Here is a 21240-nt window from a genome sequence, read left to right on the forward strand (position 1 = left end):
AGCACAACAGCAGCGACCACGGAGTCCGGCGCGACGATGACCACATCGTCGCCGCGCCGGGCCTCCCGGCTCAAGATGCCGAACGGGCTGCCGTGGATCCTCCCGGCGATGATCTACTCGGTCGGGATCCTCTACTACTGCATCCTCTACACGGGCTACATCTCCACGCTCAGATGGGATGGCACGAGCCCGCTGCAGGAGCAGGTCGGCGCGGCGAACTTCGTGCACATGCTCCAGGACCCGGTCTTCTGGGGCGCGCTCGCGCACACGGCGATCTTCTTCGTCGTCACCTTCACGGTGCAGGTCGCACTGGGCATCCTGTTCGCGTGCCTCCTGCACTCGAAGCTGTACCTCAAGACCCTCTACAAGGTGCTGATCTTCATCCCCGTCGTGCTCGCGACGGCCACGGTCGCGCCGGTGTTCCGGCTGATCTACGCGCCGGACGGCGCCCTGAACGGGGTGCTCACCGCGGTCGGGCTCGGCTCACTCGCCCAGCCCTGGTTCTCGAGCGGTACCTTCTCGCTGATCATCGTGATCTCCGTGCAGATCTGGCAGTCGACCGGGGTGGTGTTCGTCCTCTACTTCGCGGCGGTCGGCCAGATCGACCCCTCGATCATCGAGGCGGCGCGGATCGACGGGGCCGGGGACGTGCGGATCATCCGATCGATCATCCTTCCAGGGGTTCAGGGGACGACGATCGCGATCGCGACCCTCAGCGCCATCGGGTCGTTGAAGACCTTCGACATCCCCTTCCTCATCACCGGTGGCGGGCCGAGCTACGCGACGGAGTTCCTCGGCACGCTCATCTACCGTGTCAGCATCTCGTTCGCGCAGGTCGGATACGGCGCCGCGCTCTCGGTCGTGCTGCTGGTGCTCGCGATCGCCACCGCGGTCATCATCCGCACCGGCGGCCGCCGAGTGGGGAGCAGCGATGTTTGAGACCAGGCGGCTTCGCTCCCGGATCGGGCTGCAGCTCCTGCTCACCGTTCTCGTCATCCCCTTCCTGTTCCCGCTCATCGCGATGGTGCAGGGGTCGCTGGTCGGGGCGGGCTGGGGCAACTATGCGACGGTGCTCTCGCTGCCGCTGCTGCCGGGCTTCTTCCTCAACAGCGCAGTCATCGCGGTGTCGGTCATCGCGATCACCCTGGTCCTCACACTGACGGCGGCGTTCGGGTTCTCGAAGCTGCGCATCGTGGGCAAGGAGATCTACTTCTGGCTCCTGCTCGCCGCGCTCACCCTGCCCGGGGTCGTCCTGCTCGCACCGCTGTTCGCCACCGTCACGCAGGTCGGCGCGTACAACACGCTGTGGGCCGTCATCCTGCCGCTGGCGGCGCTCCAGGTGCCGTTCACCGTGCTGCTGGCACGGAACTTCGTCGACGGCATCCCCAACGAGCTGATCGAGGCGGCGCGCGTCGACGGCGCGGGCATGATCAAGACCTTCTGGCACGTCATGCTGCCGCTCACGAGGCCGATCATCGCGGCGATCCTCGTGCTCGTGTTCATCAACTCGTGGAACGAGTTCCTGCTGCCGTTGCTGTTCCTGCAGACGCCGGACCAGCAGACCGTCACGCTCGTTCCGCAGTACTTCGTGGGCCAGTACAACAACGACCAGACGAAAGTGCTCGCCGCGGCCGTGCTGACCGGTCTTCCGGTCGTCATCCTCTACATCAGCCTTCAGCGCTTCTTCGAGCGCGGCCTGGCCGCCGGCGCGCTGAAGTGACGATCACGCTCCACAGAATCACCCCGAAAGAAGGAACGAATGCCGCACGCCCGGATCGATCTGCACCGCGTCTACCAGCCGCGCCTCAAGGAGTTCAGCAGAGCGGTGCTGGCCGGGATGGTGCGCGGCTTCGACATGCCGGAGGACGACCTGTTCCAGATCTTCCGGCTGCACGACGAGGGCGAGCTGGTCTACTCGCCGACGTTCCCGAACCAGGAGCGCGATGACATCATCTTCGTCGAGCTCGTCGCTCAGGTCGGGTTCACCGACGAGCAGAAGCAGGCGGCGATGGCCGCGATCTCGGACGAGATCGCGGCGCTGGGGGTGAAGCGGGACAACGTGCTGTGCGTCATCCTCGAGGTGCACGGCGCGGCCTGGTACGCCGCCGAGTCGCCGAGGTGATGTGGTCCGCCCGTCCGGGGGCGGGTGCACAGACCGCGACGGCGGGGCGGGCATGCGGCTGACATGATCGGGGGCGCCACCAGTCCCGGGGCCCGTCGGCGCCTGCCGCTCGTCGTCTGGGTGCTCGGGGCCGTGGCCTTCCTCATGGGGACGAGCGAGCTGATCGTCGTCGGGCTCCTGCCCCAGTTCGCCGCGACGTTCTCCGTCCCGACGGCGGACGCCGGGCTCCTCGTCACCGTCTTCGCAGTCGGCATGATGCTCGGCGCGCCGGTGATGTCGCTGGCGACGCTGCGGATGTCCCGCCGAACGGCCCTGATCGCCGCGCTCCTCGCGTTCGCCGCGGCGCAGATCGTCATCGCGGTCAGCGTCGTCTTCCCGCTCACCCTCGTCGCGCGGTTCGTCGCCGCTGCCGCGAACGGGACGTTCTGGGCCGTCGGTGCCGTCGTCGCGACGGCCGCGGTCGGGGCCGGCAGCAGCGCGCGAGCCCTGTCGGTCATGGTGAGCGGCTTCACCCTCGCGAACGTGGTCGGAGCGCCCCTCGGGACGGTGCTGGGGCTGGCGCTGGGCTGGCCCGGCCCGTTCCTGGTGCTCGCCGTGCTCGCGCTCGCCGCGACGGCGCTCGTCGTCAGGCAGGTTCCTGGCGATCCTCCCGCGCGCACGGACATCCGATCCGCGGTCCGGTCGGAGACGGCGGTGCTGAAGCGGCCGTCGATGTGGCTGATCTACGCCGCGACCGCGCTCATCCCCGGTGGGCTGCTCGCGACCTACAGCTACGTCGCGCCGCTGCTGATCGAACGCGCCCACCTGCCGAGCGCCGCCGTCCCGCTGGGGCTGCTCGCGTACGGGCTGGGTTCCCTCGCGGGGGTGGTGCTCGCCGGCCGCTGGGGGGACCACCGGCCGCTCCTCGTGCTCGTCGCCGCCGTGGGCGTGCTGGTCGCGGTGCAGGTCGCGATGGCGCTGTGGGGCGACGACGGCCCGCTCACGATCGCGCTGCTGGTCGTCCTCGGTGCCGCAGGACTGATCGTCAACCCCGTGCTGGTGGCACTCGTCGTCCGGGCCACGGACGGCGGGAAGACGCTCGCCGTCGCGCTCAGCACCTCGGCCTTCAACCTCGGGATCGCCCTCGGATCGGCGCTCGGTGGGGTGGCCCTGTCCGGCGCGCTCGGCCTGCAGGGGCCTCCGATCGTCGGCTCGGTGCTCACCGCGCTCGCCCTGCTGCCCCTGGCCGGGCTCGCCTGGAGCGGACGACGCGGCGCGCCTGCGCTCCTGGGACGGACGGTCGGCGAACCCCCCGTTCCCCGCGACGCGGGGGACATCCGACGATCCGCCGACGACGACAGGAGTCGCATGCATCACATCCCGGCCCGTGGACCGGATCCCCGAACCGGGCGGGGGAGCGGGCGATGATCCCGGAGCACCGGCTCGGCGAGGCGGTCGTCACCGTGCTGAGCGCCGACGGCGCCCCGCTCGCCGACACCGAGGTGACGGTGGAGCAGCGGCGGCACGCGTTCGGCTTCGGCAACATCGGCTTCGACTTCGTGCGGATGATCGGCGGCGACGACCCCGAGGGGGCGGAGGCGGTCGAGGCGTTCGGCGGCAGCGCCGCGCTCGACCCGGCGCGGTACGCCGACGAGTGGCTGCGGCTCTTCAACCTCGCCACGCTCCCGTTCTACTGGGGCCGCTACGAGCCGCGGCGGGGACGGCCCGACCGGAGCCGGCTCGAGCGGACCGCGCGGTGGCTGCACGACGCCGGCGTGACGGTCAAGGGGCATCCGCTCGTCTGGCACACCGTGCAGCCCGACTGGCTGCTCGGTCTCCCGCTCGACGAGGTGGAGACGCTCCTCCGGTCGAGGGTCCGGGAGCTGACCGCCGCGTTCGCAGGAACCATCGACCTCTGGGACGCCATCAACGAGGCGGTGATCATGCCGGTCTTCGCGAACGGCGACAACGCCGTCACGCCGCTCGCGGCGGCGAGAGGCCGCGTCGGCATGGTGCGCCTCGCCGTCGAGGAGGCCCGGGCCGGCAACCCGCGGGTCCGGCTCGCCGTCAACGACTTCGACCTGTCGCCCGCGTACGAGCGGCTGATCGAGGAGGTGCTCGAGGCGGGGATCCGCGTCGACGCGATCGGGCTGCAGACCCACATGCACCAGGGGTACCGCGGCGAGGAGGCGGTGCTCGCCGTCGTCGACCGCTTCGCGCGCTTCGGGCTGCCGATCCAGATGACCGAGACCACGCTCGTGTCCGGCCACCTCATGCCGCCCGAGATCGGGGACCTCAACGACTACCGGATCCCCGAGTGGCCGTCGACGCCGGAGGGTGAGGCGCGCCAGGCCGACGAGGTCGAGCGGCACTACCGCTCCCTCTTCGGGCATCCGGCGGTCGAGTCGATCACCTACTGGGGCTTCACGGACGCCGGGGCGTGGCTCGGCGCACCGGTCGGCTTCGTGCGGGCCGACGGCAGCCGCAAGCCGTCATACGACGTGCTCGACCGGCTCGTGAACGACGAGTGGCGGCTCGCCCCGGCACGGCTGCGCACCGACGGATCCGGCCGCCTGACCGTGCGGGGCCCGCTCGGTTCGTACGAGGTCACTGCCGGCGGAGCGACGGCGTCGTTCGAGGTCGACCGGACCCGGACGGCCACGACGGCCGTGCGGCTGCCCTGACCGGAGCGCCGGCGGCGTACTCGGATGGGGGGATGGCTGCCCTTCGCGGCGCGGTTCGGGACGCTCCACCCCGACGCGAGCGTCCCGAACTGCGCCGCCGATCGTCGGATCCGACCCTCGGTGGTCGTCCGGTCTGCTTCGCTGGGTCCGGCCCGTGCAGGGCCGCTTCGCCCACCGATCGAGGAGTGCCCGATGCCCGACCAGTCCGTGGATCAGAACCGCCGCCTCACGGTGGCCGTGCTGGGGCTCGGCGCGATGGGCCTGCCGATGGCCCGCCGACTCTCGCAGGACTTCGCGGTGCGCGGGTTCGACATCGATCCGGCCCGACGGGCGCTCGCGGCCGTTGACGGAGCCGCCGACTGCCGGACGGCCCGCGAGGCGGCATCGGCGGCGGACGTCGTACTCGTCGCCGTGCGCAACGGCGAGCAGCTGGAGCAGGCCCTGCTGGGGGGCGAAGGTGTCGTCGCGGTGATGCCCGCCGGCGCGGTCGTGCTGCTCACGAGCACCGTCGGGGTCGAGGCCGTGCGCGCCGTCGCCGACCGGCTGGCCGGCACGGGGGTCGCCCTCGTCGACGCCCCGCTCTCGGGCGGCCCTCTCAGGGCGGCGCAGGGCGACCTGCTGATCCTCGTCGGGGGCGACCCCTCCGACGTGGCCGGAGCGCGGCCCGTTCTCGATGCGTTGGGCTCCACCGTCACGGTGGTGGGCCGCCGCCCCGGTGACGGCCAGGCCGTGAAGACCGTGAACCAGCTGCTCTGCGGCGTGCACATCGCTGCGGCGGCGGAGGCGCTCGCCCTGGCGGCCGCGCTGGGCCTGGACGGCCCCGCCACGCTCGAGGCGCTGCAGGCAGGGGCGGCGGGATCCTTCATGCTCGGGAACCGGGGGCCGCGGATGCTCGAGGCGTACGACGAGGGCGGCGCCGAGGTGCTCAGCCGGCTCGACATCTTCGTCAAGGACCTCGGGATCGTCGGCGACGCGACCAGGCGGCTCGGGGTGCCGTCACCGGTCGCCGCCGCGGCCGAGCAGCTCTTCCTGCTCGGTCAGGCGCAGGGGCTCGGCGCTGAGGACGACTCGGCCGTCATCCGGGTGCTGGCACCCGAACGGCGGCTCTGACGAGCCGTGGAGGCGAGCCGTGCGGACGACGACAATGGACGCGTGGAACGGGTCTGCTTCCAGCTCCAGCTGAAACCGGAGCGGATCGACGAGTACGTGGCGCGGCACCGGGCGGTGTGGCCGTCGATGCTTCGCGCGATCGAGCGCGCCGGCCGACGCAACTACTCGCTGTTCCTGCGGGAGGACGGCCTGCTGATCGGCTACTACGAGACGGACGACGACGACGCCTCGGCGCGGGCGCTCGCGGCGGATCCGGACACGGCGGCCTGGGAGGCGGAGGCCGCCGGGTTCTTCGAGACGCTGCCGGGCGCCCGGCCGGATCAGGGCGCTCGGCGACTCGCGGAGGTCTTCCACCTCGAGGAGCAGCTCGCCGCGCTCGCGGACTGAGTCCCTCCGCGACAGCCCCTGCCGCCGATCGGCGGTGCGGTCACGCGGATCGCCGGACCGCGATCGGCGTCGCCGACGTCAGTGCTCGTGCTTGATGACGAAGTACGACCCGCGGATCGTGCCGGCCAGCTTCGACCGCTGACGGGCGAACTTGAACCGCGACGCGAGCTCCTCCGGCACCTCCATGCCGTCGGAGAGCTTGAAACCCACCGCCCGCTTCCCCGCGTCCGTGATCGTGTACATGACGTTGATCGAGAGGCCGCTCTCGTAGAAGACGTACGCGATCCTGGTGCCCTCGACCTCGAACGCCGTCGCTTCGAGCGGGCGCGACGCGATGACGAGGTCCCGCTCGTCCTTCAGGATGCCGTGCACCCAGTCGATGACCGCGGCGGCCTCCTCGGCCGGCTCGACCGTGAAGGTGTGGTCGTACTTGTTCTTGAAGTACCGGGCTTCGTTCGCGCGGAGGCCCGCGAGCGCGGGCGCGACCGGGGACGACTCGAGGCCGGTCGTCGAGACGTCGGTGAAGTCGACGACGTAGGACATGTGATGGCCTCCGGATGGGTCGAGGAGCGGGCGCTCCCGCGGGCGGAACAGGTGCTCGGAGCGTACCGACTCGGCCACCTCGGGGCGTTCCGCCCCTCGGACCGGGCGACCGCGGTCAGGGCCGCGTGCGGGCCAGCACCCCGGCGAGCACGGCGTGCAGGAGGGGGAGCGCCGACCCCGCCATCAGCACCGTGCCCAGGACGAGGTCGGTGGGCCGCGCCAGCACGCCGCCGATGAGGAGCGTCGCGAAGAGGATCGCCGAGACGAAGCGTCCCGCGATCCGTTCGATCGCGCGGATGCGCCGATTCAGCCCCGGCGTCTCGACGGCGATCTCCCCGTCCTCGAGTCGCGTGGCCAGATCCGTCAGGCGACGGGGGAGCCGCACCGCGAGCTCGGCGATCGAGACCGCCTCCCGGGCGGCGGATCCCACGAGACCGCCGCGCTCATCGCGGAGCAGCTGCTCCGCGTACGGCTCGACGGCGTCCCAGATGTTGAAGTCCGGGTCGAGCGTGCTGCTGAGCCCCGAGGTGAGCGACACCGCGCGGATGATGAGCAGGAAGTTCTCCGGCAGCTGGAACGGCAGCACGCGGAGCGCCTCACCGAACTCGTCCGCGAACCGACGGAGCTCGGCCGGGTCCACGGTCTGCAGCGACGTGATCGCGACGCCGGCGAAGCGATCGAAGATCGCCGACATGGTGCGCTCGAGCTCCCGCGTGTCGGCGCCCGGCAGCAGGAGCCCGAGATCCCGCATGGTCGACACCAGGCGACGGCCGTCTCGCGCAGCGACCGCGATCAGGAACTGGCGCAGCTTCCCGCGCAGCCCGTCGGGGACCTCGCCCATCATCCCGAAGTCGACGAACGTCAGCGCCCAGGGTGCCCGATCGTCGGCGGATCCCGGCGCCCCTTCGGCGAGCGGCGTCACGAAGAGGTTGCCGGGATGCGCGTCCGCGTGGAAGAAGCCGCCGATGAACAGCTGGTCGAACATCACCGTCACGAACCGGTCGGCCACCGCGGACGGGTCGATCCCCGCGGCTCGCATCGCCCCGAGGTCGTTCACCTTGATCGCGCCGACGTCCTGCAGCGTCAGCACCCGTCGCGTCGTGTGGTCCCAGGCGATGCCCGGCACGCGGACACCCGGGTTCTCCTCGAACTGCTGCGCGAACCGCTCCGCGTTCTGCGCCTCGTGCAGGTAGTCGATCTCCTCGAGACTCGTCGCGGCGAACTCCTCCGCGAGGGCCGGCGGGTTGACCCGTCTGGAGACGAGCTGCACTCGGTTCAGCCAGCCGGCCACACGGCGGAGGGCGGCGAGGTCGACGTCGACGATCATCCCGATGTCCGGGCGCTGCACCTTCACGACGACGTCGCTGAAGCCCGCGTCCGCGGCGGCCTCCGGCGTCAGGCGCGCCCGGTGCGCCTGACCGAGCGACGCGGCGGCGATCGGGGTGGGGTCGAAGGCGCTGTACGCCTGGTCGAGCGGCGCACCGAGCTCGGACTCGGCGAGGGCGCGGATCGCGGCGAAGTCCTCCTGCGGCACCTCGTCCTGGAGGCCCTCGAGCTCTCGCGTGACCTCGGGCGGCAGCACATCGAGCCGCGTGGAGAGGAACTGGCCCACCTTGATCATGAGCCCGCCGAGCTCGGTGGCGAGCCCGTAGAAGTTGCGCGCCATCCGGCGCCACCGCCGGGTACGCCCCCGTGCGCCGAGCGCGGCGAGACCGACGCGCGGCAGAAAGAGCTCGAACCACCAGTTCTCGGCGAGATACCGCATCGCGAACCGCAGGATGCGCCGGTACCGGGCACGCCCACGCCGGTCGTACGCCATCGGTCCGCCTCGATTCCGTGTGCGCGCGGGACGCCGGCTCTCGGCGGGTGAAGCTCGAGTATCGCCCGTGGGACGGCGCACCCTGCGCCGCCCGCGCATGTCGCGAGGGACGCCGCTCTGCGAGGACGGATCGAGGCGACCCTTCGACGCGGAGGGCGTCCCCGTACTAGCGTGCGAATCCTCATGACCGACGTCAGCGTGCTCATCGCTTCGAGAAATCCAGGCTCTGCCCTTGCAGGGCTCGTCCACTCCCTCGACGGGCAGTCCCTCACCGCCGGCGCCTTCGAGGTGGTGATCGTCGACGCGTCCGACGACGGGAGCGCGGACCGGCTGCGGCAGCTGGCCGATCGGCGCGTGAACGTGACGGTGCTGACGGCCGGCGCTGACCGGTCGGATGCGGACCGGCTCGAGACGGCGCTCGGCCGGGCCACGGGGGAGTACGCGATCGCCCTGGGGCAGGACTGGCGGCTGGCGCCCCTCGCGCTCGAGCTGCTGCTGGACCGGGCTCGGAGCACCGGTGCGGACCTCGTGGTCGGCCGTGTCGCCGACGGCGCCGTCTCCGGCTCGACCGCGGTGCCGGATGACGCCGATCGGGTCGATCCCACCCCGGTCGACCTCACCGGCTGCCTCGGGCTGTTCCAGCGCTCGTCGCCGCGCCTGCGCCACGAACCGGGCCTCGACCTCCTCCATCCCGCGAGCCTGGTGATGGCGTCCAGCGTCGTGAGCGCCGTGGGGCGGTACGCCTGCGCCACCCGCGACGGGGGTGAGGTCGGGTCGCCCGCGGACGTGTCGATCGACGCCGCACGCTTCCGGTGGAGCGATGGGCTGCTGCGGCTCACCGTCGGGATCCGTGTCCCGGAGCCCCGGCCGTCCGGGCTCCGCGCCTGGCTGGTCCTGACGCAGGGACTGACGGAGGTCGCGCTGCCGGCGGAGGTCGGCCCGGACGACGGGGACGGCACCGGTGACGTGGCGCGCTGCCTCCTCGACCCCGCGACCGCCGGCGGAGGACGTCCCCTCGACGACGGCCCGTGGGACCTGCGGCTGCGGCTCGCGCTCCCGGGCGGCGAGATCACTCGGCCGCTGCCCGCCGGCCCGCCCTGCTCGGCCGTCGTCGAAGGACGCCCCCACGTCCTCGGCTCGGACGGAGGGTTCGCGCAACTCGATGCGGGCGCGACCCGTACCAGTGTGATCGGCCGGGTGGAGCCGTCGGAGACGTCGATCGTGGAGTCGGCGCGCGGGATCCTCGTGACGCTGGAGCACCCCGATGTGCACGTCCACGGCGACGCGGTGCTCGACGCCCGGCTGCTGCTCGACAAGTTCCGCCTGCCGGCGCGCCTCGTGTGCCGCGACGGTCGGGCGCGGCTCGAGTCGTACGTGAGCTCACTGGCGGGCGTCCGCGTGATCTCGGTCGTCGCGGGGGGAGGCAAGCCGGTGCCGACCGGGCTTCAGCTCCGGGTCGACGGTGCCGGCGCCGTGGCGCTGGAGGCCGTCCCGCCGAAGGCGCCGACGCCCCCGCCTGCCACGGGCGCCGACGTGCCGCTGGCTCAGCGGCTGCGGCGTCGGGTGCCGGGGGCGCTCGACCCCGCGCTGCGGCTGCTCGTCCGTGTGCCGGTCGTCCGGCGCACCTATCGGCTGCTCATCGGCCGCTGACGGCCGCGGGCGCGAACCCGGCGCCGAGGTCCTGCCGCACGGACTCCGCGATCGCGCGCTGCGTGTCGGTGCCGGCTCGTTCAGCGCCGGCGATGACCTCGAGCACACCGCTGTCCAGCAGTCGCTGGGGCGGCATCACGGTCAACCGGTCCAGGAGGTGCGGCGGCACGGGTTGCGGGTCGACCCGGCGGAACTCGGCCAGGATGGCGTCGAAGGAATCGGTCAGGGTGGTGTCGGTCGGATCGAGCGCCGTCACGAGCAGCAGCCCGGTGGGCCGCGTGCCGACCGGCACCACGACGAGGTCCGGCCGGAAGCGGGCCAGCACCTCGACCATGCCGTAGACGTCACCCGTCCATCCGTCGGTGTGCCGTTCTCGCGCCGCCTCGTCGATGCTGCGGGGCAGCATGTCGTCGAACACGATCACGCCGCGCGGGGAGCTGTGTCGCTCGGCGTGCATGAAGTCGCGGAGCGCGAACTCGAACAGGTGCAGCCCGTCGATGAACGTGAGGTCGAACGGTGTGCCGTTCGTGGCCGCCAGGGGGTCGGGCCGTGCGAAGTACTCGTCGCTCGTGGTCCGAAACAGCGCGACGTCGCCGTCGAGCTCGGCGGTGATGCTGAACGCCGGATCGATGCCGACGGCTCTGCAGCGGGCCTGGGCCAGGCTGCCGCCCAGTCGGACACCGATCTCCAGGTAGGCGCGGGGCGCGAGGCGTCGGTGCAGCTCGGCGAGGAACGCGTAGTAGTGCACGGGCCAACGGTAACGGTCCCTCGAGATCTCCGAACGGGTGATCTCCGTCGTGGCCCCTCGACCCCATGGACCTCGGACCGTTGACGCGTGCCGCTGGAGCCGAGATCATCGGGCGCGCCAGATGCCGGCCCCGACGGGGGGAGAGATGCTGCAGGCGATCGGGCGCAGCCGGGACGGTGATGATGCGCGCTGATCGGCAAGGGGCGACGAGTGGACGACGCGCCCGCGGCCGGTCGCTCGCGGTCCCGGTCACGACCGTGCTAGGGGTCGTCGCGATGGCCGGGTGCTCGTCGTCCTCACCCGGTCGTCCCTCGGCGGCCGCGTCCTCGGCGGCGCCCGCGTCCGTGCCCGCCGGCTGCCCGAATCCGGATGGAGGAACGTGCGTCGGCCCGCTGCAGGCGGGCAGGAGCTGCACCACCTCGGTGTTCGCGCCGGCGATCACCTACGTCGTCCCCGAAGCGGGGTGGATCGACGAGGAGGATCTGCAGGGCAACGTCCTGCTCCTGCCCCCGGGGAACACGCTGCCCGATGTCAACGCCGGGACGTCCGACTTCATCGGCGTCTACGCCTCGATCGCGCCGGCACGGTTCACGGCGCTGCCGAGCTGTGCGACCGAGTCGGTCGTCGAGGTGGCGGACACGCCGAACGCCTTCGCTGCGTGGCTGGGGCGGCAGAAGGATGTGAGTGCCACCTCGCCGGTGCCCGTCTCGGTCGGCGGTCTACGCGGTCTTCGCATCGACCTCTCCGTCAAGCCGCGTGCCGCGCTGGCGCGGTGCACCGACGACGAGAGCGGCGACCCGGTGCGCTACCGGCCGATCCTGACGGGGGAGGGCGCCTCGTCGCTGGACCACGGGCTCATCGCCGATCTCACGATGCGCCTCCACCTGCTGGCCTGGAAGCAGGGCGTGCTGGCGATCGAGGTGGATGACGTCGAGAAGGCCCCGGGGACCCTGACCTCACCGTCCGCCGTCGCCGAGACGCTCCGGTTCGCGGACCCGGGCTCGGGGAACGGGTGAGATCCATCGCTGTCATGGCAGACGTGGCGGGCACCCCCGGTGTCGGCGGGCGGGTGCGGGCGAACGGCCGACTAGAGTGCTTGAGGTTTCCGAGAGTTTCCTAATAGCGTTGGAGGGGGAGAATGGTCCCGGGGCCTCCGAGAAGGAGCTCCCGTTCATGTGACGGTGACCGTGCGGCGCGAGGATGTGGCTGATGGAGCGCAAGCAGGTGCGGCTGACGGATGTGGCCGCCCGCGCCGGGGTGACCGTCGGGACCGCGTCGAAGGCCCTCGCCGGCACGGGCTCACTCCGGCTCGAGACCCGGCAGCGGGTCCTGGCCGCCGCCGAGTTCCTGCACTACTTCCCGAACCAGCAGGCGAGGACCCTGCTCTCCGGGCGGTCGTACACCGTCGGGCTCATCACCTCGGACGCGCCCGGCCGATTCAGCGTCCCCGTCATGCAGGGTGCGGAGGACTCGCTCGCGACCGGCCAGATGGCGATCCTGTTCTGCGACGCCCGCGGGGACTCGGTTCGGGAGCAGCACTGGATCCGCACGCTCGTGGCGCGGAACGTCGACGGGTTCATCGTGACGTCCCACCGCAGCGACCCGCGAAGCTCGATCAGCGCCGAAGTTCCGGTCCCCGTCGTCTACGCCTACTCCCCGTCGGAGGACGCGGCCGACGTGTCCGTCGTCCCCGACGACGTGCAAGGCGGCCGGCTCGCAGGCGAGCACCTGCTGGAGGTGGGCAGGCGCCGCATCGCCTATGTGGGCGGCCCGGACTCCTACCTGGCGTCACATCTCCGCATGCAGGGGTTCGTCGAGGCCCTGGCCGCTTCCGGGCTCACCCCTGCCACCGCGCCGCTGTTCGTGCCGTGGGAGGAGGAGGCCGGCCGTCGCGCCGCCCGGATCCTCACCGCTCGAGGGGACGACCTCGACGCCGTGTTCTGCGCGAGCGATCAGATCGCACGCGGCCTCCTCGACGAGTTGTCGGCGCAGGGCGTCCGCGTCCCGCAGGACATCGCCGTCGTCGGCTTCGACGACTGGGACGTCATGACGCTGGCCGCCCGGCCCCAGTTGACGAGCGTCGGCATGAACCTCACCCGAGTGGGCCAGGTCGCGGCGGTCCGGCTGCTCGAAGCCATCAGCGGGCAGCGGTCGCCGGGGCTGGAGCTCGTGCCGTGCGAGCTCGCCATCCGCGCATCCAGCGCCTGAGCGCGGCCGGTCTCCCCGGCTCGCCGAGGCGGTGACCCCGCCCTCGCAGCGGCCATGACCGACCTCTGCGGTCGCGCCTGCCCGGCACCCGTGACGACTTCCCCCGCGCCTCGGCGCGCAAGTTGACGCGTGCGATCGCTGCCCTCTAAGGTCGACTTGTTTCCGATACGGAAACGGATTTCCTAAAAGGGGACACATGGGCGGCGACGCGAAGAAGAGTGGCGGCCTTCGGGTCGCCGTGGTCGGGCTGCAGTTCGGGGCGGAGTTCGTGCCGATCTACCAGGCGCACCCCGACGTGGGCCAGGTGGTCGTCGCGGACCTCGACGAGGACCAGCTGGCGACGGTCGGCGACCGGTTCGGCGTCGAGCGACGGATGTCCGGCCTGGAGGAGGTGCTGGCCTCGAGCGACGTCGATGCGGTGCATCTCGTCACGCCGGTCACGCTCCACGGGGAGCAGACCATCGCCGCGCTGGAAGCGGGCAAGCACGTCGCCTGCACCATCCCGGCCGCGCTCGACACCGAGGTGCTGCGGCGCATCGTGGAGCTCGAGCGTGCCACCGGGCTCACCTACATGATGATGGAGACCGCGGTCTACACCCGCGAGTTCCTCTACGTGCAGGACCTCGTGAACTCGGGGGCGTTCGGCCGGCTCGCCTTCGCCAGGGCAGCGCACCTCCAGGACATGGAGGGGTGGCCCGGCTACTGGCAGGGGTTCCCGCCGCTCGCGCACATCACCCATGCGCTCGCGCCCGTTCTCGCGCTCACCGGTGCGACCGCGAGGTCGGTGCACTCCTTCGGGTCGGGACGCCTCCCCGAGGACAAGCGGCGGGTCTACGGCAACCCCTACCCGGTCGAGACCTCCATCTTCCAGCTGCACGACGTCGACATCGCCGTCGAGGTCACTCGATCGATGTTCGAGATGGCGCGCTCCTACACCGAGAGCTTCTGCCTCTACGGCGATCGACTGGGCTTCGAGTGGCCGCAGCTCGAGGAGGAGCGCCCGCTCCTGTTCGAGATGGCGCCGCTGGCGGCCGGGAGGGGCCGACCGATCGAGGCACGACGGATCGAGGTTCCCGATCGCGCCGATCTCCTGCCGGAGCCGATCCGCAAGTTCACCCGCTCGTTCGTCTACGAGTCGGGCGATCACCTCTCGTTCGTCCAGGGCGGCGGCCACAGCGGATCGCATCCCCACCTCGTGCACGAGTTCGTCAGCGCCGTGACCGAGGGCCGGCCGTCCCGCATCGACGCCGCCACCGCGGCGAACTGGACCGCGGCGGGACTCGCCGCGCATCAGTCCGCGATGAGCGACGGCGAGGCCGTCGAGGTGCCGCGCTTCGACCTGCAACCCGCGAACTGACCCCTCCCACCCCTCACCACGAAGAAAGAGTCTGCGCAATGACGCTCAAACCACAGCGATCCGTCTTCCGGAGGGTGGCGGCCGTCGCGGCCGCCGTCCTCGTCACGGTCGGCCTCGGGGCCTGCTCCGGCCAGTCCGGATCCGGCGGCTCGACCGGCTCCGGGATCCACCGCGGCGACACCCTGGTGCTCTGGGACTACCAGCAGAACCCGGCCCCGAAGGAGTACCTGAAGCGGCTGTCCGACTTCACCGCGAAGACCGGCGTGAAGGTGAAGCGGGTCTCCATCGCCTACGACCAGTTCCTCAGCAAGGTGCAGCAGGCCGCGGCCGCGCACTCGCTGCCGGACATCGTGATGGTCGACAACCCGTGGAACTCGGCGCTCGCCGATCAGGGAGTGCTCACCGACCTCTCGGACCGCGTCTCCTCATGGGGGCAGTGGAAGAACTACTTCTCCGGACCGGCGCAGTCGGCGACGTGGAAGGGGAAGGTCTACGGCGTTCCCAACGAGAGCAACGACCTGATCATGTACTACGACAAGACGGTGCTCGACAAGGCCGGGCTCAAGGCGCCGACCACCTGGGACGAGCTGCGGACCGACGCGAAGCAGCTGACCACCCCGAGCCGCTACGGCTTCTCGACGTCCATGACGAAGAGCGAGAACGCGGTCTTCGTGTTCGAGTCGCTGCTCTGGCAGGCGGGCGCAGACCTCGACTCCCTGAACTCGCCCAAGGCGCTGCAGGCGATGACCTACCTGCAGTCGCTCCAGCAGGACGGCTCGCTGTCCAAGGATGCCCTCACCTGGGACCTGCGGGCCGGCGTGACGCAGCTGGTGAACGGCAAGTCGGCGATCGCGTTCGGCGGCACCTGGGACTACCCCTGGCTGAAGCAGAACATGAAGGACGAGCTGGCCGTCGCCCTGCTGCCGGCCGGGCCGGCCGGCCAGGCGTCCAACCTGGGCGGCGAGAACTGGGCCATCTCCTCCAGCTCCAAGCATCAGGACGAGGCCTGGAAGCTGATCACCTCCGCCGTCGCGCCCAAGCCGTCGCTCGCGTACCTGAAGGAGTCGGGCCAGCTTCCCGCTCGCAAGGACGTGGCGGCGATCGCGCCCTTCTACCAGTCCGCGCCGATGCCGACGATGCTCGACCAGCTCAAGGTCGCGAAGGCCCGTGTGTACGGGCCGAACTACCCGCAGATGGCCGACGCGCTGATGACGGCGTACCAGTCGGTGCTGAGCGGACAGCAGACGCCCAAGGCGGCGCTCGCCCAGGCGGCCTCCGTCGTCGACCCGCTGTTGGCCAAGAAGTGATCTGACGGGACCGGGCCGGGAGGCGGCGTTCGCCGCCCTCCCGGCCCGGTCCCTCTCAGGCGTCCGACACGAGGGAGTCGAGGAAGATGACCAAGCAGCTCGCCAAGTTCTGGAGAGGGCCGGCCGTGCTGGCCGTGCCGGCGTGCGGGTTCCTGCTCGCGTTCGCGGTGTACCCGCTCGCGACGACGGTGGTGTACAGCTTCCGGCATGTCACGATCAGTGGCCTGCTGACCGGCGACATGGCGTTCGTCGGGGTCGACAACTTCGCGGACGCGTTCAAGGACCCGTTGCTGGCGCACTCCACCTGGCTCGCCGTGGTCTTCACCGTGAGCTGCGTCGCGGTGCAGTTCGTCCTCGGATTCGTGCTCGCGCTGCTGCTCAACACGTCGTTCCGTGGTCGTGGGCTGCTGCGCGGGCTGCTGATGCTGCCCTGGGTGCTGCCGATCGTGGTCATCGGGGCCACGTTCAAATGGATGTTCCAGAGCTCGGGTCTGGTCAACACCGTGATCGCGGCAGTCAATCCGCAGTGGCAGGTCGGCTGGCTGCAGCAGGCCACCCCCGCGATGATCACGATCATCATCGCCAACATCTGGCTCGGGTTCCCGTTCGCGATGAGCAACCTGCTCACGGCCCTGCAGACGATCCCGGTGCCGGTGCTGGAGGCCGCCCGCATCGACGGCGCGAGCGCGGTTCAGCGGTTCTTCCAGATCGTGCTGCCGCTCATGAAGGCCCCGATCCTGATCCTCCTCACGCTGCAGCTGATCTTCACCTTCAACGTCTTCGAGCTGATCCTCGTCATCACGGGCGGCGGGCCCGCGAACGCGACGTCGCTCATCACCTACTTCGACTACCAGCTCGGATTCCAGTACTTCAACCTCGGGGAGGCGAGCGCGGTGACGGTGCTGATGCTCGTCGTCCTTGCAGTCGTGTCGGCGCTGTACATCCGGCTGGCCACGAGCGACGAGGCCCGCGCATGACCGCGATCAGCGAGACCATCGCCCTGCGACCGGTGGCACCGAGCCGGCGCCGCGGCGTGAGCCGCGGCCGGTGGCTGGTCGTGGCGGCAGCGTTCGCCGCGTCGGGCTTCCTGATGATCCCCGTCTACTGGCTGCTCGTCACCTCGATCCGCCGGCCCGCGGAGCTGCAGGTCGCGACGACCCTCTGGCCCACGAGCCCCTATTGGAAGGGGTACGTGGACGTCCTGCAGGACGCGGGGATCGCCCACAACCTGCTCAACAGCCTCGTGTACGGCGTGGGCGCGCTGGTCGTCGGAGGTGTGCTGGGTTCGGGGGTCGCGTACGCCATCGCCCGATCGAGAAGCCGGTGGTCGAGGGCGGTGCTCTTCGGCATGCTCGTGCTGCAGACCTTCCCGGGCATCATGATGGCGCTCCCGCTGTTCGTGCTGTTCTCGCAGATCGGCCTCGTGAACTCGCCTGTCGCCGTCATCATCGCATTGGGGACCAAGACCGTCCCGTTCTCGGCGCTGATGCTGCGCCCCTACTTCGCGGCCGTCCCGGTCGAGGTGGAGCAGGCCGCCGCGGTCGACGGCTGCACGAGGCTCCAGGCGATGACCCGCGTGGTGCTGCCGCTGGCGCTCCCCGGGATCGTGACCGTCTGCGCGTTCAACTTCGTCACCGGCTGGAGCGACCTTCTCTTCTCCTACACCCTGCTGACCGACCAGAACCTGCAGCCGATCAGCGTCGGCCTCTACAAGTACATGGGGCAGTACGGGATCGACTGGAACCAGTTGATGGCGGCATCCGTGATCGCCGCGGTCCCGTCCATCCTCGTCTTCCTCTTCGCGCAGCGCTTCCTTATCTCCGGCGTGATGGCCGGGGCCACCAATGAGTGACCCGCGGCCGGTCGCCCACTGAACGTGGCCGTGGTCGGCCTCGAGTTCGGGGCGGAGTTCATCCCCATCCACCAGGCCCATCCGATGCGCACATGCACGCGATCTGCCAGCGGACCCGGTCGCGTCTCGACGCCGTGGGGGACCGGTTCGGCCTCGCGGCGCGCTACCAGGACTTCGACGACGTGCTCGCCGATCCTGGGGTCGACGTGGTGCACATCGACACACCGCTGCAGCTGCACGCCGATCAGACCGTCGCGGCGCTGAACGCGGGCAAACACGTGGGCTGCACGATCCCGATGGCCACGACGGTCGAGGACTGCCGGCGGATCGTGGAGGCCCAGCAGCGTTCGGGGCGGGTCTACATGATGATGGAGACCCGCCTCTACAGCCGAGAGTTCCTCCATCTGAAGGATCTCTACCTCCGAGGGGAGCTCGGCCGCCTGCAGTTCCTGCGCGCCTCGCACCACCAGGACATGACGGGCTGGCCCGCCTACTGGGAGGGGATGCCGCCGATGCACAACGCCACCCACGCGATCGCCCCCACCCTGGGCCTCGCCGGTCATCAGGCCGAGTCCGTCGCCTGCACCGGATACGGCGCGATCCACCCCGAGATGGCGGCCGCGTACGGCTCGCCGTTCGCGATCGAGTCCACCCACATCCGGTTCCTCGGCTCCGAGGTGGCGGCGGAGGTGACGCGGCATCTCTGGGCGGTCGCCCGGCAGTACCGCGAGAGCTTCGACGACTACGGGTCCATCCGCTCGTTCGAGTGGGCGCAGGTGGAGGGAGGACCGCACCGCATCCACCTGGGAGAGCAGCCGCTGGAGAGTGAGATCCCCGACTTCGCCGATCGGCTCCCGCCGGCCATCCGGCGGTTCACCCGCGCCGGCGTCTACGGCGAGGGCGACGAGACCCACCGCTCGTTCGTGCAGGGCGGCGGCCACGGGGGGATCGCACCCGCACCTCGTCGACGCGCTGATCTCGGCCGTGCTCGGCACCGTCCGGCCCTACCCCGACGCCGTTCGTGCTGCCAACATCACCTGCCCCGGCCTGCTGTCGCACGCCTCGGCGATGGCCGGCGCTACCCGTCTGCCGCTCCCCGACTGGACCCTCTCCGACCTCCGGCCCCCTGGAGCTGCCCCTCGGACCGGCGCGGCCCGGATGGGTCGCCCTGACCGCAGCCGCTGCGTCCTGAGCGAGGCAGGGATCCGCCATGAGGACCTCGCGGGACCCGGCCGCCGAGCACCGTCAGGATCGTCGGCGCGCAGCGCTGTCTCGAACGACGAGCGTGGGAGCGCTCGGAGACGGGATGACCTCGCGACCCTCGATGGCCGCGAGGAGCACCTCGAGGCTGGAGCGCGCGAGCGCACCGAAGTCCTGGCGCACCGTCGTGAGCGGCGGCCGGAAGAAGTCCGATCCCTCCACGTCGTCGAACCCGACCACGCTCACGTCTTCGGGAACCCGAAGTCCCTTCTCCGCCACCGCCCGGATCAGCCCCAAGGCGGTGTGGTCGCTGACCGCGAAGATCGCTTCAGGGAGGGCGCCCTCATCGATCAGGCGCAGCCCGGTCTCGTAGGCCCATCGGGGACTCCAGTCCCCCTCGAGGTACAGCCCCGGGGACAGGCCGGCGTCCCGCAACGCGGCCTCCCAGCCCCGCTTCCGCGATCGTGCGTCGAACCACTCCGAGGATCCGCCGAGGTGCGCGATGTCCGTGTGCCCCAGATCGATCAGATACCTGGTCGCCATCCGCGCGCCCAGCTCCTGGTTCTCCGAATAGGTCACCACATCAGGTGTGGAGGACACCCCGGCGGCGATCATCTCCACGGGCACCCGCACCTTGGCGTTCCAGACAGGAGCGGCCATCGACAGGAGCGGCGCGATGACGATGACGCCCGCGACACCGGCGTCCTCCAGCGCCTCGAGCGCGGTCTCCACCGAGCCCTCGTACGGCTCTTCCACGGTCACCACCGTGGTGCCGTATCCCTTCAGCCGCGCCTCCTTCTCCAGCGCGACCAGGGTCCCGATCGGACCGAACCGAGGCGAATCGCTGGTGACGATCCCGACGGCGGTCGAACGGTTCGTGACGAGGGCGGTGGCCACGCGGTTCCGCCGGTAGCCCACGTCCTCGATCACCTGCAGGATCCGCTGCCGGGTCTCCGCGTTGACGTCGGTCGCGTTGTTGATGACTCGGGAGACGGTCTGGTAGGAGACCCCGGCGATGCGGGCGACGTCGGTGATGCTGGGTTTCCGCTCGGCCCGACTCGCCGATGCACCTGCCGGCCTGCTCGCCAATCGACTTCCTCTCGCCTGAGCCTGCTCGAGACGTTCTCCAGGAGCGCGACGGCACCCTCCCCGGTTCCGCTGTCGTCGCCGGCTTCTCCGGGGTGGAGCGCAACCGTTCACGCGCCTTCATCCTCCCAGGGGCGGTGAGGTCCCTCACGCCACCGATTCCCACTCGGTCCTGGGCGCGGTGCCCTCGAACGTCAGTAGGCGGGCATCGGTGGGAGGAGGTCCGGCTGCGGGAGGGCGGAGGGCGACCCGTTCCGCACCAGGGCCCGGTCGCTCCGACGAGCGGGGAGCCGGGCTTGACATGGCGGTCGTGAACGTTCACGATATGGGACACCGTGAACGTTCACGGAGCACGTGAACCGCACCTCAGCGTAGAGGGGACAGTCCGCCGATGAGTCGTCAGCATCAGGAGGCCGTCCTCGGTGCCCCGTCCTGTCGAGGACGGTTCCGGCTGCGACCGGGCGCTCCCGGTTCCGCCATCCGCCGATCGATCGATGGGCGGCCCTTCATGTTCAAAGGAGAATGTCGATGAGACGTGCTGTTGCGTTGATGGCGGCCACGGGAGCCGTGCTCGCCGGCCTGGTGGGCTGCAGCTCGACGAGTGGGGCCGGCACGACCAGTGCCAGCAACGCGGACGTGAAGAAGGCGGAAGCCGCCCTGGCGTCCATGGGGACGGGCGCGGTGCTCAGCAAGGGGCCGCACGGCGAGACGGCGGATCCGGCGAGCTCCGCGAACCTGACGGCCGATGACATCGCCGCGGTCAAGGCGAAGCACGCGACCGCCGCGATCGTCATGCACTACGGCGGGAACGACTGGGCGACCGCCCAGATCGCGGGCCTGAAGAGCGAGTTCGCCCAGCTGGGGATCCAGCTCATCGCCACCACGGACGCGAACTTCAAGCCGGACCTGCAGGTCTCACAGCTGCAGACGGTGATGACGAAGAAGCCCGACATCGTGGTGTCGATCCCCACCGATCCCGTGGCGACGGCCTCGGCCTACAAGGCGGCCGCGGCCGCGGGCGCGAAGCTCGTCTTCATGGACAACGTGCCGAACGGGATGAGCGCCGGCAAGGACTACGTCGCGGACGTGTCGGCAGACAACTACGGCAACGGCGTCGTGTCCGCCTACGAGATGGCGAAGGCCCTCGGCGGCCAGGGCAAGATCGGCGTGATCTTCCACCAGGCCGAC

20 protein-coding genes are annotated in these 21240 nt (G+C 70.8%); 16 read left to right on the plus strand and 4 right to left on the minus strand.

All coding sequences use genetic code 11. From position 1 onward, the window contains the following. Positions 1–36: 36 nt before the first annotated feature. From JWQ92_RS14480 to JWQ92_RS14510, 7 genes are all read left to right on the plus strand, one after another. Complete coding sequence (locus JWQ92_RS14480) at positions 37–939, plus strand: carbohydrate ABC transporter permease (RefSeq protein WP_297345168.1); 903 nt, start codon at positions 37–39, stop codon at positions 937–939. Beyond that, positions 932–1720, plus strand: coding sequence for a carbohydrate ABC transporter permease (locus tag JWQ92_RS14485; RefSeq protein ID WP_297345169.1), 789 nt, complete (start codon positions 932–934; stop codon positions 1718–1720). The genes JWQ92_RS14480 and JWQ92_RS14485 overlap by 8 nt, the downstream gene beginning before the upstream one ends. Positions 1721–1759: 39 nt before the next feature. Then, positions 1760–2122, plus strand: a complete 363-nt coding sequence (locus tag JWQ92_RS14490) for a tautomerase family protein (protein WP_297345170.1) — start codon at positions 1760–1762, stop codon at positions 2120–2122. Positions 2123–2185: 63 nt separating this feature from the next. Next, positions 2186–3529, plus strand: coding sequence for an MFS transporter (locus tag JWQ92_RS14495; protein WP_297345171.1), 1344 nt, complete (start codon positions 2186–2188; stop codon positions 3527–3529). Further along, positions 3526–4785 (plus strand): endo-1,4-beta-xylanase, encoded by a 1260-nt coding sequence (locus JWQ92_RS14500; RefSeq protein ID WP_297345172.1) that lies wholly within the window; start codon positions 3526–3528, stop codon positions 4783–4785. Before JWQ92_RS14495 ends, JWQ92_RS14500 begins: the two co-directional genes overlap by 4 nt. Before the next feature lie 192 nt (positions 4786–4977). Then, complete coding sequence (locus tag JWQ92_RS14505; RefSeq protein ID WP_297345173.1) at positions 4978–5895, plus strand: NAD(P)-dependent oxidoreductase; 918 nt, start codon at positions 4978–4980, stop codon at positions 5893–5895. Positions 5896–5937: 42 nt separating this feature from the next. Continuing rightward, a complete protein-coding gene (locus JWQ92_RS14510; RefSeq protein WP_297345174.1) occupies positions 5938–6282 on the plus strand; it encodes an L-rhamnose mutarotase in 345 nt (114 codons plus the stop codon). A 78-nt stretch (positions 6283–6360) separates the two neighbouring features. On the opposite strand, the gene JWQ92_RS14515 is transcribed toward JWQ92_RS14510, so the two are convergent. Continuing rightward, positions 6361–6825: a phage tail protein gene (locus JWQ92_RS14515; protein ID WP_297345175.1), complete on the minus strand. Its 465-nt coding sequence runs from the start codon at positions 6823–6825 to the stop codon at positions 6361–6363. A gap of 115 nt (positions 6826–6940) precedes the next feature. After that, entirely contained in the window at positions 6941–8644 is a 1704-nt protein-coding gene (locus JWQ92_RS14520; RefSeq protein WP_297345176.1) for an AarF/UbiB family protein, read from the minus strand. A gap of 183 nt (positions 8645–8827) precedes the next feature. Here JWQ92_RS14520 and JWQ92_RS14525 point away from each other — a divergent pair, with 183 nt between their 5' ends. After that, the gene (locus JWQ92_RS14525; protein WP_297345177.1) at positions 8828–10294 is read left to right on the plus strand and encodes a glycosyltransferase; all 1467 of its coding nucleotides are present in this window, start codon (positions 8828–8830) and stop codon (positions 10292–10294) included. Here JWQ92_RS14525 and JWQ92_RS14530 read toward each other — a convergent pair. Next, positions 10281–11042: a class I SAM-dependent methyltransferase gene (locus tag JWQ92_RS14530; RefSeq protein WP_297345178.1), complete on the minus strand. Its 762-nt coding sequence runs from the start codon at positions 11040–11042 to the stop codon at positions 10281–10283. The two genes, JWQ92_RS14525 and JWQ92_RS14530, sit on opposite strands and share 14 nt — an antisense overlap. Before the next feature lie 422 nt (positions 11043–11464). Between JWQ92_RS14530 and JWQ92_RS14535 the strand changes: the two genes are divergently transcribed. The 7 genes from JWQ92_RS14535 (at position 11465) to JWQ92_RS14565 (ending at position 18938) form a co-directional block, all read left to right on the plus strand. Then, a complete protein-coding gene (locus tag JWQ92_RS14535) occupies positions 11465–12058 on the plus strand; it encodes a hypothetical protein (RefSeq protein WP_297345179.1) in 594 nt (197 codons plus the stop codon). A 193-nt stretch (positions 12059–12251) separates the two neighbouring features. Then, complete coding sequence (locus JWQ92_RS14540) at positions 12252–13250, plus strand: LacI family DNA-binding transcriptional regulator (protein ID WP_297345180.1); 999 nt, start codon at positions 12252–12254, stop codon at positions 13248–13250. A gap of 196 nt (positions 13251–13446) precedes the next feature. After that, on the plus strand, positions 13447–14607 hold the full coding sequence (locus JWQ92_RS14545; protein WP_297345181.1) for a Gfo/Idh/MocA family oxidoreductase: 1161 nt from the start codon (positions 13447–13449) through the stop codon (positions 14605–14607). A gap of 38 nt (positions 14608–14645) precedes the next feature. Further along, positions 14646–15914 (plus strand): sugar ABC transporter substrate-binding protein, encoded by a 1269-nt coding sequence (locus JWQ92_RS14550; RefSeq protein ID WP_297345182.1) that lies wholly within the window; start codon positions 14646–14648, stop codon positions 15912–15914. A gap of 86 nt (positions 15915–16000) precedes the next feature. Further along, positions 16001–16891 (plus strand): carbohydrate ABC transporter permease, encoded by an 891-nt coding sequence (locus JWQ92_RS14555; RefSeq protein WP_297345183.1) that lies wholly within the window; start codon positions 16001–16003, stop codon positions 16889–16891. Further along, positions 16888–17766 (plus strand): carbohydrate ABC transporter permease, encoded by an 879-nt coding sequence (locus JWQ92_RS14560; RefSeq protein WP_297345184.1) that lies wholly within the window; start codon positions 16888–16890, stop codon positions 17764–17766. Before JWQ92_RS14555 ends, JWQ92_RS14560 begins: the two co-directional genes overlap by 4 nt. Positions 17767–17858: 92 nt before the next feature. After that, positions 17859–18938, plus strand: a complete 1080-nt coding sequence (locus tag JWQ92_RS14565) for a Gfo/Idh/MocA family oxidoreductase (RefSeq protein ID WP_297345185.1) — start codon at positions 17859–17861, stop codon at positions 18936–18938. A gap of 73 nt (positions 18939–19011) precedes the next feature. Here JWQ92_RS14565 and JWQ92_RS14570 read toward each other — a convergent pair whose 3' ends face one another. Continuing rightward, positions 19012–20055 carry a LacI family DNA-binding transcriptional regulator gene (locus JWQ92_RS14570; RefSeq protein WP_297345186.1) on the minus strand — a complete coding sequence of 348 codons (1044 nt, stop codon included), beginning with the start codon at positions 20053–20055 and terminating at the stop codon, positions 19012–19014. A gap of 525 nt (positions 20056–20580) precedes the next feature. Here JWQ92_RS14570 and JWQ92_RS14575 point away from each other — a divergent pair. Then, on the plus strand, positions 20581–21240 hold a 660-nt coding region (locus tag JWQ92_RS14575; protein ID WP_297345187.1), incomplete at its 3' end, for a substrate-binding domain-containing protein.

The organism is Amnibacterium sp. (assembly GCF_025463795.1).
Lineage (GTDB): Bacteria > Actinomycetota > Actinomycetes > Actinomycetales > Microbacteriaceae > Amnibacterium.

What these genes read in the sequence shown, in the direction of transcription:
- JWQ92_RS14480 (WP_297345168.1), top strand. Translation starts at nt 37, where the DNA reads ATGACCACATCGTCGCCGCGCCGGGCCTCCCGGCTCAAGATGCCGAAC.
- JWQ92_RS14485 (WP_297345169.1), top strand. Translation starts at nt 932, where the DNA reads ATGTTTGAGACCAGGCGGCTTCGCTCCCGGATCGGGCTGCAGCTCCTG.
- JWQ92_RS14490 (WP_297345170.1), top strand. Translation starts at nt 1,760, where the DNA reads ATGCCGCACGCCCGGATCGATCTGCACCGCGTCTACCAGCCGCGCCTC.
- JWQ92_RS14495 (WP_297345171.1), top strand. Translation starts at nt 2,186, where the DNA reads ATGATCGGGGGCGCCACCAGTCCCGGGGCCCGTCGGCGCCTGCCGCTC.
- JWQ92_RS14500 (WP_297345172.1), top strand. Translation starts at nt 3,526, where the DNA reads ATGATCCCGGAGCACCGGCTCGGCGAGGCGGTCGTCACCGTGCTGAGC.
- JWQ92_RS14505 (WP_297345173.1), top strand. Translation starts at nt 4,978, where the DNA reads ATGCCCGACCAGTCCGTGGATCAGAACCGCCGCCTCACGGTGGCCGTG.
- JWQ92_RS14515 (WP_297345175.1), bottom strand. Translation starts at nt 6,825, where the DNA reads ATGTCCTACGTCGTCGACTTCACCGACGTCTCGACGACCGGCCTCGAG.
- JWQ92_RS14520 (WP_297345176.1), bottom strand. Translation starts at nt 8,644, where the DNA reads ATGGCGTACGACCGGCGTGGGCGTGCCCGGTACCGGCGCATCCTGCGG.
- JWQ92_RS14525 (WP_297345177.1), top strand. Translation starts at nt 8,828, where the DNA reads ATGACCGACGTCAGCGTGCTCATCGCTTCGAGAAATCCAGGCTCTGCC.
- JWQ92_RS14540 (WP_297345180.1), top strand. Translation starts at nt 12,252, where the DNA reads ATGGAGCGCAAGCAGGTGCGGCTGACGGATGTGGCCGCCCGCGCCGGG.
- JWQ92_RS14545 (WP_297345181.1), top strand. Translation starts at nt 13,447, where the DNA reads ATGGGCGGCGACGCGAAGAAGAGTGGCGGCCTTCGGGTCGCCGTGGTC.
- JWQ92_RS14550 (WP_297345182.1), top strand. Translation starts at nt 14,646, where the DNA reads ATGACGCTCAAACCACAGCGATCCGTCTTCCGGAGGGTGGCGGCCGTC.
- JWQ92_RS14555 (WP_297345183.1), top strand. Translation starts at nt 16,001, where the DNA reads ATGACCAAGCAGCTCGCCAAGTTCTGGAGAGGGCCGGCCGTGCTGGCC.
- JWQ92_RS14560 (WP_297345184.1), top strand. Translation starts at nt 16,888, where the DNA reads ATGACCGCGATCAGCGAGACCATCGCCCTGCGACCGGTGGCACCGAGC.
- JWQ92_RS14565 (WP_297345185.1), top strand. Translation starts at nt 17,859, where the DNA reads ATGCACGCGATCTGCCAGCGGACCCGGTCGCGTCTCGACGCCGTGGGG.